Origin of the sequence: Streptomyces sp. NRRL S-455 (assembly GCF_000717875.1) — a bacterium.
GTDB lineage: Bacteria > Actinomycetota > Actinomycetes > Streptomycetales > Streptomycetaceae > Streptomyces.
The window spans coordinates 106,754-120,275 of record NZ_JOCT01000012.1; the positions used below are offsets into that span (position 1 = coordinate 106,754).

Here is a 13,522-nt window from a genome sequence, read left to right on the forward strand (position 1 = left end):
TGAGAAGGCGAGGAAGCGAAGCGCATGGCATCTGAACCCGCCCGCCCCCTCGGGCGCAGAGAGCGCAGCAAGCAGCGGGTGCGGGATCGCATCTACACGTCTGCCCTGACCCTGTTCGCCGAGCAGGGGTACGACCGCACCACGATCGACCAGATCGCCGAGCACGCCGACGTGGCCCGGGGCACCTTCTTCAACTACTTCCAGCGCAAGGAAGACCTGGTCACCGCTTGGGCCGACGCCCGGAAGCGGCGACTGCAGTTGTGCATGGAAGAGTCGATGGCATCCCGGAACGACGATGTGACGGTGCACCTGGAGAGGTGCATGGCGGCGCTGGCGGAGTTCAACGAGTCCGAGCGCGAGATCACCGTTGCCATGCTCCAGGCCTGGGTGAAGGCCGGGCAGCCCCTCCTCGAGGAGCCCTACGCGGGCCAGGTCTTCGCCGACGTCATCGAAGCCGGGCGTCAGCGCGGCGAAGTGGCCTTCGACATCGACCCGATGAGGGTCGGCAACATCCTCCGTGACTCCTACCTCGGCCTGCTCTACCGCTGGTCGCAGGACCCGGACGGACGCGCACCGCTCCACATCGAACTGCGCGAGGTCCTCAGGATCGTCCTCACCGGCGTCCTGTCGTACTCCCCGCACGGGCGTGGCGTTCCGGCGTCGCAGGTGTAGCAGGCGTTCGTCCGGGGCGCCCGGGGTGCGTTCCAGGAACGTGCGGAGGGCCAGGCGGCCAAGTTCCTCGGCGGCGAGACAGCCGCGTTCGTGGCCCGGGGTCGTGGTGTGGTCCGCACGGCCGCCGAGGAACAGCACCACCCGGCGTTGGCCACGGGGGAGTCCGGGACTCCCCGGGATCGCCCTACGCCGCCCCCAGCGTCCCCGCGATCCCCGAGATCGCCTCCGGACCCACCCGGCAGCAACCGCCGATCAGCCGGGCCCCCGCCTGCTGCCAGCCCTTCACCTGGTCGGGGGCGAAGGAGGAGTGTCCGGTCCAGGCGCGAGCCTCGGCGTTCCAGGTCTCGCCGCTGTTGGGGTAGACGACGACCGGCTTGCCGGTGACCCGGGCCGCGGTCGCCACGGCGGCGTCCACGTCTTCGGGCGCGCAGCAGTTCACGCCGACCGCGATCACCTCGTCCGCGTCGGCGGCCAGGCCGAAGGCCTCCTCCAGCGGCTGGCCGGCCCGCGTACGGCCGTCGGCGACGGAGTACGTCAGCCAGGCCGGCACCCCCAGCCCGCGCACCGCCCGCAGCAGGGCCGTGGCCTCGTCGGCGTCCGGGACCGTCTCCAGGGCGAGGACGTCGGGGCGCGCCGCGGCCAGCACCTCCAGCCGCGGGCGGTGGAAACGCTCCAGCTCGTCCACCGACAGCCCGTACCGGCCCCGGTACTCCGAGCCGTCCGCGAGCATCGCCCCGTAGGGACCGGCCGAGGCCGCCACCCACAGAGGGCGGGCGGCACGTGCCCGACGTGCGGCCTCCCGAGCCAACTCCACGCTCAAGGCCATCAGTTCGGCCGCCCGGTCGTGGTCGATGCCGCGCTTGGCGAAGCCCTCGAACGTGGCCTGGTAGCTGGACGTGATCGCCACGTCCGCGCCCGCCCGGAAGTAGGCCAGGTGCGCCTCGGTGATCGCCTCCGGCCGCTCGGCGAGCAGCCGTGCCGACCACAGTTCGTCGCTCAGGTCGTGCCCGGCGGACTCGAGTTGGTTGGACAGGCCGCCGTCGAGGACGACCGTCCCGGTGGCGAGGGCTTCGGCGAGGGTGATGGTGCTGGTCATGAAGACGACGGTAGTCCAGACCCGGCGGCTCGCCCCAGCCGATTGTGTCCATTACATGAACAGGTCGACCAGCATATGGGACAGCGGGTTACGATCACGGCCTCCCCCCTCCGCTCGTACAGGAACGCTCATGACCGTCCCCAGCCCAGCCGAGCCGGCCACCGCTCCTGCCGCGGCGCCCGCTCCCCGCCGCACCTTCGGCCTCGCCGCCGCCACGGCCCTCGTCATGGGCAACATCATCGGCGGCGGCATCTTCGCCCTGCCCGCGACCGTCGCCCCCTACGGCACGATCAGCCTGCTCGCCTTCCTCGTGCTGTCGGTCGGAGCGGTCGGGCTCGCGCTGCTCTTCGGCAGGCTGGCCCGGCGCAGCCCGGTCACCGGCGGCCTGTACGTCTATCCGCGCGACGCCTTCGGCGAGTTCGCCGGGTTCCTGTCCGCATGGTCGTACTGGACGATGTGCTGGGTCAGCATCGCCGCCCTGGCCGTCGCGGTCGTCGGCTACGTCGACGTCCTGATACCCCTGCACGGCGACCACGTCCTCCAGGCCGCCGTGGCCCTGGCCGCCCTGTGGCTGCCCGCCGCGGCGAACTTCGCCGGCACGCGGTGGGTGGGCGCGGTGCAGGTCGTCTCGACGATCCTGAAGTTCGTCCCGCTGCTCCTGCTCGCCACGGTCGGCCTGTTCTTCGTCGACACCGACAACTTCGGCCCGTTCAACGCCTCCGGCCAGAGCGTCTCCGGCGCGCTGGCGGCCTCCGCCGCGCTGCTGCTGTACAGCTTCCTCGGGGTCGAGTCGGCCGCGGTCAGCGCGGGCGAGGTCCGGGACCCGGAGCGTACGGTCGGCCGGGCGAGCGTCCTCGGCACGCTGGCCTCGGCCCTGGTCTACATCCTCGGCACCGTCGCCGTGTTCGGCCTGGTCCCGCACGACCGGCTCGTCGACTCGGGCGCCCCCTTCGCCGACGCCGTGAACACGATCACCGGCGGCGGCTGGGGCGGCACCGCCATCGCCCTGGTCGCCGTCGCCTCGATCACCGGCTGCCTCAACGGCTGGATCCTCATGGCGGCGCAGATGCCGTACGCCGCCGCCCGCGACGGCCTCTTCCCGGCCCCGTTCGCCCGTGTCGGAAAGGGCGGCGTCCCCGGCTTCGGCGTCTGGGCCTGCGCCTTCCTCGGCACGCTGCTCATCGCCCTCAACTACACCGCGGGCCCGGACACCACGTTCCGTGTCCTCGTCCTGATCACCACGTTCACCGGCTGCGTGCCGTACCTGCTGTCGGCCGCCGCCCAGTTGTACTGGCTGGCCCGCGGCACCCGCGACCGAGTCCGCCCGGCAGGCCTCGCCCGCGACCTGATCGTCGCGGTCCTCTCCTTCGCCTTCTCGTTCTGGCTGATCGCGGGCGCCGGGTACGCGGCCGTCTACCAGGGAGTCCTCTTCCTGTTCGCCGGCATCCCGGTGTACGTGTGGCTGCGGGGACGCAAGGACAGGGCGGAGACGTCGGCATAGCATCGGCGGATGCCCGAGGTCGCTGCTGCGCATGCCGAAGTACGTGAGGTGCTGGGAGTCCCGGTGGACCGGGCGGTGTTCGAGCCGCTCACCCACAACCCGTTCAACGGCGTCACGGCGGGAGTGTGGCAGGTCACCGGCGGCGGGCGCACGGCCGTACTGAAGGTGCTGACGCGCACGAAGGAGACGAGCGTCAGCTGGTCGGCCTCCAACGACCCACGCCACTGGAACTTCTGGCGCCGGGAGGCCTACGTCTACCGGTCCGGCCTCGGCCGCGCCTGGTCGCCATCGCCAGGGCCAGGGTCACGGCGAGGGCGAGGCCCAGCGCGTAGGGCCACCAGCCGAGGACCCGCCGGGCCGCCGGGCCGTCGGGTCCAGGCCTGTGCGTGAGCGTGGCGCCTTGTCGCAGGGCCGGTCGGCGTGCGATGCAATCCGGCCAATTTATGACGGAAAACCAACCCTTGCCTTCACTCTTCATTCACATCTGCCACACAGGTGACCTTGGGTATGACCTCGGTGTTTGCACGTGCAGCGTGATCAGAATCGGCGCAACGGCTTTCCGTGGTCCGGCGACATCTGCGAAGTCAGCCCCTGTCGAGCCCTGTTGACCTGTGGCTAAGGTGAACGCCGCGCGCTCGCAAGGGGTCCTGACCGCCCCCGCCGTGACGCGCGCACGTCATTCGGCGGCCGGGGGGACTGTGCTGCCACGGGGGAGGGATGTATCGCCATGCCGCGATACCGGCTCACAGTGAACGCCGCAGTGGTCGGCGTCGCCTGCCGGTCCTGCACCCGTGTCGGGACGGCCGGCTGACCCGCGCGTCATCCTCCACCACCGCCTCTGCCGGCGGTCACCCCTGCCTGCCCACGTCCGCTGTGAAGGATGCACTCTTGCGCCTCAGACCAGGGTTGTTCAACCCCAGATCACGATCATCCACCCCTCTCACGACGGCCATCACCTCCGTCGCCGCCCTGGCTGTTCTCGGTGGTCTGGCTGTGCAGCCCGACGCCGTCAGCGGGAACGCCGGACCGCCCATGACGACGGTGGGCAACGACTACGACTGGTACGAGGAAACCGCCGCGGAGGAGCTGCGGCAGGACCAGTGCCTGATGTCGGACGTGCTGCGTCTGGGCGGGCCGTCGATGTCAGCCGCCGCGCAGGACGGTCTCAACCAGCCGCCGGACAGACTGCATGAGCTGGCCGACCGCCAGCACTGGCAGGACACCCCGCTGGCTCAGGCGTACAAGAAGGACCGGGCCGCCGCGGAAGGGGAGCTGGACGATCTCCATGCCCTGATGGAGACGTGGAAGAAGCCGCTCGACGGTCTTGAGACTCCGGGTGGCTTCACCGTGGCGGGGTTCCACTGGCCGCCGGGTACGTCAGCGAGTGTCGGCGACAAGGACTTCTACGACCAGACCGGTCTGACGAAGTGGGTCGCCGACCGGTTCTGGAAGAACGACAGCGACTTCTACGAGGACCCCACGCCGAAGGCGGACGAGGCGACGGTCAAGGCCGTCAAGGATCTCGGTACGCCGCTGTACGGCAAGGACCCGGTGGCCGCCGACAATCCCCACTGGAACCGGGACCTGGCCGAACACGACGGGTTCGAGCATCTGTCTGCTTGGTCCCTGGAGCCGATGGGCGCGGACAATGCCCGGATATTCCTGGGCGCTGGTGGCTTCCCGCGCACAGCGCCGCAGCCGGGGACGGCTGAGTACCGGGTCGCGGTGGAGGAGCTGAAGACCCGGTTCGCGTCCTGCGCGTGGCGCGACCCGATGGACCCGAACAAGGCCCTGGGCGACATCTCCGCCACGGCCGGGCAGGAGTGGCAGCAGGAGGTCGCCTCGCAGGCGCCCCAGCGCAACCAGCTCCTGACCGCGAGCAAGGAGGCCACCACCTCCCTCGCCTCAGGCGCGAAGACGCTGGGTGATCTGCTGGGGCACTCCTGGATCGCCGACCGCCTTGCACGCTGGCAGGACTACTGGGCTGCGGGCGGAGTGGGCTGGATCGGTGACAGCCATGTGACGATCGAGGTGCCGGGCGCCGCGGGCAGCTGCCTGGACGTTCAGGGCGGCGGCAAGACCAACGGCACGCCGGTCCAGATCTACACCTGCAACGGCGCCGCGTCCCAGCAGTGGACGCTCGAGGGCAGCGAGGACGACCTCCACCTGCGCAATGTCGGCTCGCAGAAGTGCCTGGACGTGGCCGGGAACAAGTCGGCGAACGGCACGAAGATCCAGATCCATGACTGCTACAAGTCCGAGGGGCAGTCGTGGAAGGGCGACGTCCGTGCCTCCTCGCCCCTGAAGAGCGTGTCCACGGGCAAGTGCCTGGATCTGAGCGCGTTCACCAAGAGCACGGACGCGCGGCTGTGGGACTGCAAGAACGCCGCCTCGCAGAAGTACCTGATCAAGCCGTCCGGTCACAAGGGTACGGACAGCCTGTCGTATCCGGACAAGGCGCAGTTCGACAAGGCGAAGAAGGGCGTCACCAGCACCCAGGCGGCGGCGAAGAAGCAACTGGCCGCTCTGAAGACGCAGCTGGAGAACGCCAAGAAGGCCGGCACCGCGTCGGATGCGGCCGAGCAGGCCGCGTACGGGATCGCGGATGCCGCTGGTGCGCCGCGGGGGCGTGGTCTCCTCGTGGGCCAGCAGAAGGCACAGGTCACCAAGGGCATAGTCGCCGCGCTGACGGCGATGGTGAAGGCCGGTGAGACCGCCGAAGCGGCCACCCGCGCCTCCGCTGGTGACAGCGAGACGATCGCGCAGCGCGCGCTGGCTCAGGCGGCGCAGGTCAACGCCGAGTTCCGCAAGGAGGCCGCGCACAAGGCCGAGCTGCAGGCGAAAGCGGCGGCTGACGCGGCCAAGCTGCACCGGGACAACGCGAAGAAGGACAAGGAACTCGCGGAGGCGAAGCTCGCCGTCGCGCTGAAGGCGGAGGGCGACGCGAAGGCGGCGGCCGCTGACGCGCATGCGAAGCGGCTCGCGGCCGAGGCCGAGGAGAAGACGGCCAAGGCGGAGAAGGAAACAGCCGCGGCCAAGCAGGCCGAAGCCAACCAGCACAAGAAGACCGCGCAGACCGAGGCTGAGAACGCGCAGGAGGCCAAGAAGAAGGCCGAGGCCGCCGAGGCGACCGCAGTCGCGCGGAAGGACGACGCGGTCACCGCCCGCGACAACGCCAAGGCCAAACGAGACGACGCCTGGGACGCCGAGCAGAAGGCCGACGTCGCCCGGGCCAAGGCCGACGCGAAGGGCGCCTACGCCGACTCCCTGGAGGCCGGTGACGCGGCGGACGCCGCGCGCGCCGCCGCCAACGAAGCGGACAGGCATGCGGATGATGCCGAGGCGGCCGCGGGCAGGGCGCGTGCCGCGGCGGATGCCGCGTCGAAGGCCGCGGCCGAGGCCGATGCCGCGGCCACCCGCGCCGAGGCGGCAGCCAAGCGGGCGCGCTCCAACGCGGACGGCGCCCAGGCCGCCAAGCTGAAGGCCGACGCCGCCGTCAAGACCGCGACCAGCGCCGTGGCCGACGCCATCAAGGCGTCCGAGCACGCCTCCGCCGAGGCCAAGACGGCCGTCGAGCTGGCAAACGAGGCGCAGAAACTGGCCAAGACCGCCAAGTCCGAAGCGGATGCGGCGAGCAAGGAGGCTGCCAAGGCCCTGGCCGCTTCGGCGAAGGCCGCGGGCTTCGCCTACGTCACCGCGCAGGCCGCCGTCGACGCGGGCAACGCCGCCGCCCAGGTCGCCAAGCCCGCCAACGACGCGATCCAGCTGGGCTCCCCGTACGTCACCACCGACTCGGCCGCCGGCCTGGTCGTGTTGGCCGGTCAGGCGTCGAAGTCGATCGCGGACCAGCAGAAGGCCGTCGCCGACGCCCATGCGAAGAACGCGCAGGCGGAGGCCGCCGCGGCCAAGAACCTCGCCGACCAGGCGACGGGCGACGCGAAGATCGCGTACCAGTACGCGGCCAACGCTGCCGGTCATGCCGCCAACGCCCGTACGTACTCCAAGGAGGCCCTCGGCTACGCAGCCGATGCCGCCAAGGCAGCGTCGGCGGCGTCGGCGTCACTTGCCCGCACCCTCGAGTACGACCGCCGGGCGACCGAAGACGCCGCAGCCGCGGACCAGGCGGCCGGACGCGCCGAGGGCTACGCCAAGCAGGCCCGCGATTCCGCCGACCAGGCGGCGCTCGACGCTCAGGCAGCCCGCCAGGCGGCAGCCGCGGCCGAACAGGCCGCCAAGGATGCCCGCGCAGCCGCCAACCGCGCCGACGCCGCCGCCACCGAAGCCGAACAGGCCGCCAAGGACGCCGAGAGGTACGCCAAGGAAGCCCAGGAAGCGGCTGACAGGGCCGAGAAGGCCGCGAACGCGAAGCAGATCGACACCGGCACCGTCGTCGACGAGGCCGGTGGCTCCATCGGCAGCATGTTCTATGTCATCGACCACATCGAGAAGGTCGGCGACCCCGAGACCGTCAAGAAGACGGCGGGCTGCGACGGCTGGTTCGACAAGCTCTTCTACCGGGGCGACTGCACGGTCACCGCGAAGATCCGGTACAGGGCGATCGTCGATCTGTACATGTGCACCGCGCAGGACCTGGATCCGACGAAGTACACCTGCCCCGCCGGCGCGACCGCGTACCTGGGTCAGCACACGACCAAGGTGCTGTCCCAGGAGGTCACCCACACCATCACGATCGCCGAGTACCAGCAGAGCGTCGACCCGGTCGACATCCTCTTCGGAAGCTGGATCAAGTGCGCCCAGAAGCTCACCCCCGGTGGTGAGAACGGAAGCTGGGGCGGATGCGCCTGGGCAGCCGTGGACGTCGCGAGCCTGTTCGCAGGCAAGGTCCTCAGGCCCATCGCCGACGCCGTCAGGGCCGTGGACGCCGCCGCGAAGACCGGCATCGGCTTCACGAACGCCTACAAGGCGCTGCGTTCCCTCGGTCTGTCGGAAGAGGTCGTCGCCGGAATCAGCAGGGTGCAGTTCCTGCGGCTGAGGGCAACGTGTGCGACGGCTCTGGCCCCGTCCAAGATGCGCGCGCTGGCGGCCGACGGCAGTGTGAAGCGGATCGTCGCGGCCAGCAGTGCCAGATGCCCGGACTACGTCGACGTGGCCCCGAGCGGATTTGGAATCGTTGCGGGCATCGATGACGCCGGCCTCGTCTCCATAGCCGTCAAGAAGGGCCCGGGTACGCCGAGTGGCGGTGAAATGTTCAACGCCGCCCTTGCGCACTTCGGCGACAAGGTCAAGGGAGTGAAGGCGTACTGGCAGAACGGTGGAGAACTCAGCGACAACCTGAATTCCTTCAACAAGGCCGTGCGCAGTGGCGAATACGCATCACTCGAGGAAGCGGCACTCCGGGGAACGTTCACGGGTAAGATGTCGTCGAAGTCAGGGTTCACCAACGTAGAAATAATCGAACTCCGAGGAATGCCGGGTGAGTACACCGAGGTCGGTGTGATCTTCTCGTAGAGGTCGCCCGCGCGATTCGCGAGACGATGAGCGTGTGAGGACGGGGCTCACGCGAAGCGAGCCCCGTCCTCACACCGCAATAGTGCTCGGGGCAGAACGGAAAGCCAGGTACGATATGGATGATCTGGAGAAAACAGCAGCCGAACTGAGGGCGGCTCACGCGGAAGGCCGCGGTGCGGTGGAACTGGCCTTGCTTTCGAGGGACAGGATGGGTTCGGCGTTCGGCGTCATCTCATTCATTGCCGCGTTCCGTATGGCGTTTGATGTTCCGCTTCCTGTTCTGCAGCGGGCGCAAGCGTGGGAGCGGTTCGGCTGGGGAGGCGTCCAGATCTCCGACGAGGAGTTCTCCGCTCTCCTCTCGCCTTGGCTCACCGACTGAGCGTGTCCGCTGGATGGTGAGGGCCCACCCATGACCTGCCCGGGCGGCGGTCGTGCGGCCTCCGCCCACGGGTGGCACGAGTAGTCGTCAGTCCCGTCCGAACCGTTGACCTGCTCGCGGCACACCCTTACCTTTTCGGCGTTCGTAATGACAGATGGCGTTCGAAATATCAGACAGCGTCGTGTGTCTCCCCCACCGAGAGGCAGGCCGCATGAGCCGCGATTCCGCTCTGCCCCAAGTCCCCAGCCGCAGATCGCTGTTGATGGGCGCCGCAGCCGCCGGCGCCCTGGCCGCGGTCCCTGGCGTCGCCCAGGCCGCCACGCCCCCGAAAGCAGCCCCCCTCGTCAACCCGCTCGTCCGCAACCGGGCCGACCCGCACATCCACCGGCACAAGGACGGCTTCTACTACTTCACCGCCACCGCCCCCGAGTACGACCGCATCATCCTGCGCCGCTCCCGCACGCTGAACGGCCTGGGAACGGCGGCCGAGTCGGTCATCTGGCGCGCCCACCCCACGGGGAACATGGGCGCGCACATCTGGGCGCCCGAACTGCACCGCATCGGCGGCAAGTGGTACATCTACTTCGCCTCCGCGCCCGCCGAGGACGTCTGGGCGATCCGCATCTGGGTGCTGGAGAACGCCCACCCCAACCCCTTCAAGGGCACCTGGGTGGAGCGGGGCCAGGTCAAGACGGCCTGGGAGACCTTCTCCCTGGACGCCACGACCTTCACCCACCGGGGCAAGCGCTACCTGGCCTGGGCGCAGCACGAGCCCGGCATGGACAACAACACCGGCATCTTCCTGTCCGAGATGGCGAACCCGTGGACCCTGAAGGGCCCTCAGGTACGGCTCTCCACCCCGGAGTACGACTGGGAGTGCATCGGCTTCAAGGTCAACGAGGGCCCGTACGTCCTCAAGCGCAACGGCCGCCTGTTCATGACGTACTCGGCCAGCGCCACCGACTCCCACTACTGCATGGGCCTGCTGACCGCCGACGCCGACAGCCACCTCCTGGACCCCATGAGCTGGTCCAAGTCACCGACGCCGGTCTTCACCAGCAACGACACCACCAAACAGTACGGCCCCGGCCACAACTGCTTCACGGTCGCCGAGGACGGCCGCACCGACGTCCTCGTCTACCACGCCCGCCAGTACAAGGAGATCAACGGCGACCCGCTGAACGACCCCAACCGCCACACCCGCGTCCAGAAGCTCGGCTGGAAGGCGGACGGCACCCCGGACTTCGGCATACCGGTCGCCGACACCGCCCCGGCAGGGGGCTGAGATGAGACGCGCGTACGCGACCCTCCTCGCCCTGTGTCTCGGGCTGTTCGGCGCGCTCGCCACCGCCGGGCCGGCCCAGGCCGCACCCCAGACCATCACCAACGGCACCCAGTTCAAGGACACTTCGGGCAACCCCGTCCACGCCCACGGCGGCGGGGTCCTCAAGGTCGGCTCGTACTACTACTGGTTCGGCGAGCACCGCAACGCCGACAACACCTTCCGGTACGTCGACGCCTACCGCTCGACCGACCTGAAGAACTGGGAGTTCCGCAACCACGTCCTCACCGAGGCCAGTGATCCGGAGCTCGCGACCGCCAACATCGAGCGGCCGAAGGTCATGTACAACGCGGCCACCGGCACGTTCGTGATGTGGATGCACAAGGAGAACGGCACCGACTACAGCGAGGCCCGGGCCGCCGTCGCCGTCTCGGACACCGTCGACGGCGACTACACCTGGAAGGGCAGTTTCCGTCCGCTCGGCCAGCACATGTCCCGGGACATCACGGTCTTCACCGACACCGACGGCACCGGCTACATGGTCTCCGCCGCCCGCGAGAACTACGACCTCCAGATCTACCGCCTCACCGCCGACTACGCCGGCATCGCGAGCCTGCTCGCCAACCCCTGGCCGGGCGGCCACCGCGAGGCCCCCGCCCTGTTCAAACGCAACGGCGTGTACTTCATGCTGACCTCCGGCGCCACCGGCTGGAACCCCAACCAGCAGCAGTACGCCACCGCCACGAACCTCGCCGGGCCCTGGTCCGCCATGAAGAACATCGGCGACTCGACGACGTACGGCTCGCAGACCGCGTTCGTCCTGCCCGTGCAGGGCACCTCGGGTACCTCGTACCTGTACATGGGCGACCGCTGGGGCAACTCCTTCGGCGGCACCGTCAACGACTCCCGGTACGTGTGGCTTCCGCTGACTTTCTCGGGCTCGACCACGATGTCCATGTCCTGGTCGCCGGAGGTCACCGTCGACACCGCCGCCGGAACCGTCAGCGGGACCAACGCCACGTACAACACGCTCATCGCCCGCCACTCCTCAAAGTGCGCGGACGTCACGAGCCAGTCGCTCTGGCCGGGCGCCCAGCTCAAGCAGTACGACTGCAACGGCGGTACCAACCAGAGGTACTGGTTCAAGTCCGTCGGAAGCGGCTACTACCAGCTGATGGTCCGGAACAGCTCCCTGTGCGTGCAGGAGAACGCGAACACGGTCACGCAGGAGAACTGCGACGCCTCCGCGACGAGCCAGCAGTGGTCGCTGACCACCACCGGCTCGTACGTGAACGTCAGATCGCGTGCCACCGGGGAGTGCCTGGACGTGAACGGCGCGTCCACCGCCAATTCCGCCGCGGTCATCACGTATGCGTGCAACGGAGGGACCAACCAGCAGTGGACGCGCGGCACATGATCCGGTAACCCTCAGGCCAGGAGGTCGATCGCGTCGATCGCGGTCCCGGCGCTGAGGAAGCCGGCCGCCCCCGACCCGCTCACCACGTCGATCCTGAGCACGTTGTACTGACCGGCGTCCGTCTTCCAGGCGGACGCCGGGACGGTGTACGTGAACGTGTGGTTGTTGCCGCGGTAGGAACCGTTGGTCAGAGAACGGGTGTTGGGCTGAGTGGGCGGGGAGGGGATCGCCGAGGTCCAGGTGTCGTTGACGGTGACCTGGGGGCGGCCGTTCGCGTAGGCCGTCGTGACGCCGATGCGCAGGGTGTGCGCGGCGGCCGCCTGGGCCGCCGTCAGCCGGAAGTACACCAGGATCCCGCTGTTGACGTCCTTCCAGAGGTAGCAGGGGAAGGCCGCCGTCTCGCCGTTGCCGACCACCACGTTCCCGGTCCAGGACGCGGCCCGCGCGTCGGACGGATGCGCGTACGTCATCAGGTCCGCGTTCTTGAATCCGGCCGGCGTGCCGTTCCAGTCCCCGATCCGCCAGATCGCGCTCGCGTTGGACGGGTCGTTGGACGACGGGATCGCGATCGTGTTCAGGGTGGTGGTGCCACCCGCCGACACGCTCACCGACGTGGTGTACACCGCCAGTTCGCCCTTGAAGACGGTCAGCGCGTACGTCCCCGGCAGCACACCCGGGATGGAGAACCAGCCGTCCGAAGCCCGCGCCGAACCCCAGTACTGCGCCGCCGCGTTGGCCAGCCCGACCGTGTACGGGTACGCCGTGTTCCGGCCGGAGATCCCGACGCCCGCGACCTTGCCCCGGCCGCTCGCCGGCACGTACCCCGAGATGCCGAGCGAGTCGGCCCACGGGGTGGTCAGCGTCCCCGGGAACAGCGACGAGGAGGGCGCACCGCCGTCCGTGAAGGCGATGACGTACGGGCCCTGCAGGCCGAAGCGCTGCGCCTCGGTCTGGTTCTGTCCGTAGTAGAGGATCTCGTACAGTCCGCCGCCGTCCGCGCTCTGGTGGCGCAGCAGGGAGCGGTAGAAGGGGCCCCCGGAGGCCTTCTCGTGATTGCTGCGTACGACCCACAGACCGACCCCTCCGGCGGACCAGCCGATGTAGTCGTAGTCCATGACGCGCCGCCGGGAGTAGTGCTTGGAGCGGGTCTGCCCGTCGGACTTCCGGAACACGTCCGACGCCTCGATGGTGGTCGGCGCGTACGTGTAGGAGTCGGGCTCGTCGTTGAGGAACGCGCCCTTCCTCACGCGCACGATGTACCGGGTCGCCGAGACGGACGCGTCGGCCTTGTTGGTCCACAGGTAGACGTTGTTCTCGCCGCTGCGGGCGGCGTAGTAGTGCTTCAGTGTGCCGTGCGTGACGGAGACGAGGATCGTCGGACCGGACTGCCTGATCCCGACGGTGGACGTGCCGAGGCCGGACTCGATGTGCGAGTTCATGCCTCCGTAGCCCTGGTACTCCGTGCCCCGGTAGACCAGGGAGGTCAGATCGCCGGTGGATTTGCTGACCTTGAAGACCAGCTGGGCGCCGGTGTCGACGACGTAGTTCGACCCGTCGTCGGTCCAGCCGAAGCCGGCGGCGTGCGCCGTGCCGGTGAGGGCGGTGCCGGCTGCCGCGGTGGCGCCGAGGACGAAGGTGCGGCGGCCGACCGGTCTGTTCGCGGATCCGGACATGGGGTGCCTCCTCCGGGAGGTGGGGGGAAGTGC

General features: G+C 69.4%; 9 protein-coding genes. 7 read left to right on the forward strand and 2 right to left on the reverse strand.

Annotated features, from left to right (window positions below; genetic code table 11):
• Positions 1-24: 24 nt before the first annotated feature.
• Positions 25-672 (forward strand): TetR/AcrR family transcriptional regulator, encoded by a 648-nt coding sequence (locus tag IE97_RS0117680; protein WP_051705021.1) that lies wholly within the window; start codon positions 25-27, stop codon positions 670-672.
• A 184-nt stretch (positions 673-856) separates the two neighbouring features.
• Here the strand turns inward: IE97_RS0117680 and mmuM are convergent, their stop codons facing one another.
• A complete protein-coding gene (mmuM, locus tag IE97_RS0117685; protein WP_030240529.1) occupies positions 857-1,768 on the reverse strand; it encodes a homocysteine S-methyltransferase in 912 nt (303 codons plus the stop codon).
• A 130-nt stretch (positions 1,769-1,898) separates the two neighbouring features.
• Between mmuM and IE97_RS0117690 the strand changes: the two genes are divergently transcribed.
• From IE97_RS0117690 to IE97_RS0117710, 6 genes are all read left to right on the forward strand, one after another.
• Positions 1,899-3,269 carry an amino acid permease gene (locus IE97_RS0117690; protein WP_030240533.1) on the forward strand — a complete coding sequence of 457 codons (1,371 nt, stop codon included), beginning with the start codon at positions 1,899-1,901 and terminating at the stop codon, positions 3,267-3,269.
• 9 nt (positions 3,270-3,278) lie between these two features.
• Entirely contained in the window at positions 3,279-3,659 is a 381-nt protein-coding gene (locus tag IE97_RS40390; protein ID WP_234310786.1) for a hypothetical protein, read from the forward strand.
• Between the two features lie 642 nt (positions 3,660-4,301).
• Positions 4,302-8,738, forward strand: a complete 4,437-nt coding sequence (locus IE97_RS0117695; RefSeq protein ID WP_234310785.1) for a ricin-type beta-trefoil lectin domain protein — start codon at positions 4,302-4,304, stop codon at positions 8,736-8,738.
• Between the two features lie 34 nt (positions 8,739-8,772).
• On the forward strand, positions 8,773-9,117 hold the full coding sequence (locus IE97_RS0117700; protein ID WP_158708309.1) for a hypothetical protein: 345 nt from the start codon (positions 8,773-8,775) through the stop codon (positions 9,115-9,117).
• A 211-nt stretch (positions 9,118-9,328) separates the two neighbouring features.
• The gene (locus IE97_RS0117705; protein WP_030240544.1) at positions 9,329-10,402 is read left to right on the forward strand and encodes a family 43 glycosylhydrolase; all 1,074 of its coding nucleotides are present in this window, start codon (positions 9,329-9,331) and stop codon (positions 10,400-10,402) included.
• Between the two features lies 1 nt (position 10,403).
• Positions 10,404-11,816 carry an RICIN domain-containing protein gene (locus IE97_RS0117710; RefSeq protein WP_030240546.1) on the forward strand — a complete coding sequence of 471 codons (1,413 nt, stop codon included), beginning with the start codon at positions 10,404-10,406 and terminating at the stop codon, positions 11,814-11,816.
• An 11-nt stretch (positions 11,817-11,827) separates the two neighbouring features.
• On the opposite strand, the gene IE97_RS0117715 is transcribed toward IE97_RS0117710, so the two are convergent.
• Positions 11,828-13,489: a rhamnogalacturonan lyase B N-terminal domain-containing protein gene (locus tag IE97_RS0117715; RefSeq protein ID WP_030240548.1), complete on the reverse strand. Its 1,662-nt coding sequence runs from the start codon at positions 13,487-13,489 to the stop codon at positions 11,828-11,830.
• Positions 13,490-13,522 lie beyond the last annotated feature (33 nt).

Bases quoted from the DNA above. Each gene is read 5' to 3' on its own strand.
- IE97_RS0117695 (WP_234310785.1), top strand. From the start codon at position 4,302: ATGACGACGGTGGGCAACGACTACGACTGGTACGAGGAAACCGCCGCG.
- IE97_RS40390 (WP_234310786.1), top strand. From the start codon at position 3,279: ATGCCCGAGGTCGCTGCTGCGCATGCCGAAGTACGTGAGGTGCTGGGA.
- IE97_RS0117705 (WP_030240544.1), top strand. From the start codon at position 9,329: ATGAGCCGCGATTCCGCTCTGCCCCAAGTCCCCAGCCGCAGATCGCTG.
- IE97_RS0117710 (WP_030240546.1), top strand. From the start codon at position 10,404: ATGAGACGCGCGTACGCGACCCTCCTCGCCCTGTGTCTCGGGCTGTTC.
- mmuM (WP_030240529.1), bottom strand. From the start codon at position 1,768: ATGACCAGCACCATCACCCTCGCCGAAGCCCTCGCCACCGGGACGGTC.
- IE97_RS0117690 (WP_030240533.1), top strand. From the start codon at position 1,899: ATGACCGTCCCCAGCCCAGCCGAGCCGGCCACCGCTCCTGCCGCGGCG.
- IE97_RS0117680 (WP_051705021.1), top strand. From the start codon at position 25: ATGGCATCTGAACCCGCCCGCCCCCTCGGGCGCAGAGAGCGCAGCAAG.
- IE97_RS0117715 (WP_030240548.1), bottom strand. From the start codon at position 13,489: ATGTCCGGATCCGCGAACAGACCGGTCGGCCGCCGCACCTTCGTCCTC.